Genomic DNA, 1,210 nt, shown 5'->3' with positions numbered 1-1,210 from the left:
CGGTTCGTCGTCATGTGCGAAAAAGCCATGGCCGTGGCCGCGCTCGGCCTGGGTCTCGCGTTCGCGGGCAAACGCTTCTTCGAGTTGCTGGCGGCCAGCCTTGGCCATGCTCATCAGCCTGGCCTGGTCGCCATAGTGGGGTGCCATTTCCTTGAGCAGCTGCACGCTGTGGCGGCGAAAGCGCTGGGCCAGCGTGCGCGCCTGGTAAGGCCGCAGGCCCAGGCCTTCGAGCACGCTGCGGCCGCTCATCAGCGCCGAATCGAAGGTTTCGCGCTCGATGTGCGCCACGCCACGCTTGTTCAGTTCGTACCAGTGCTGCGCATTGCGCGCCCGGGCGACGAGCTGCAAGGCCGGAAAGTGCGCCTGCGCGAGGTCGACGATGGCCAAGCTTTGCACCATGTCGTCCACCGCCACCACCAGCACCTTGGCGCTGCCGGCGCCAGCGGTGCGCAGCAGGTCCAGCCGCGTGGCGTCGCCGTAGAACACGCGCCAGCCGAACTTGCGCAGGCTCTCGACCTGGTCCGGGTCGTGTTCCAGCACGGTGGCCTTCAGGCCGCTGGCGAACATCAGCCGGCCGACGATCTGGCCGTAGCGGCCGAAGCCGGCAATGATCACCGGCGCCTCCTGCGGCTCGTCGATCTCCTTCAGCTCGGTGCCGGTGGCCCGGCCGCCGCTGCGCGCGGCGCGGCGCTTGTCCAGCCTGTCGTTGAGCACCAGCAGCAAGGGTGTGAGCAGCATGGACAGCGCCACCACCGCGACCAGCAGCGACGAGGTCGCCGGCTCGATCACCTCGCCCTGCTCGGCCGCCTGGAAGACCACGAAGCCGAACTCGCCGCCCTGCGCCAGCAGCACGCCGAACACGCCGCGCTGCGCCAGCGGCAGCTTCATGGCCCGGCCCATGCCCCACAGCACCAGGGCTTTGATGGACAGGAAACCCAGCACCAGGCCGGCCACCAGCAGCGGCTGCGCGCGCAGCACCGACAGGTCCAGGCTCATGCCCACGGCGATGAAGAACAGGCCGAGGAACAGGCCCTTGAACGGTTCCAGGTCGGTTTCCAGCTCGCGCCGGTATTCGCTTTCAGCCAGCAGCACGCCGGCCAGGAAAGCGCCCAGGGCCATCGACAGGCCTACCGTCTGCATCAGCGAAGCGGTGGCCACCACCAGCAGCAGGGCCGCGGCGGTGAAGATCTCGGGTGTCTTGCTGCGGGCG

The 1,210-nt window shown here is 68.9% G+C and carries 1 protein-coding gene; it reads right to left on the bottom strand.

Going from position 1 to position 1,210, the window contains the following annotated elements; translation table 11 throughout:
• Positions 1–1,210 (bottom strand): cation:proton antiporter domain-containing protein (locus tag FKP22_RS30990; protein ID WP_211361680.1); only part of this gene is annotated, 1,210 nt, incomplete at both ends.

Source organism: Ideonella azotifigens (assembly GCF_006519715.1).
Classification (GTDB): domain Bacteria; phylum Pseudomonadota; class Gammaproteobacteria; order Burkholderiales; family Burkholderiaceae_C; genus Ideonella; species Ideonella azotifigens.
The sequence above is the reverse complement of the archived record's forward strand: the minus strand, read 5'-3'. Positions and strand labels throughout refer to the sequence as shown.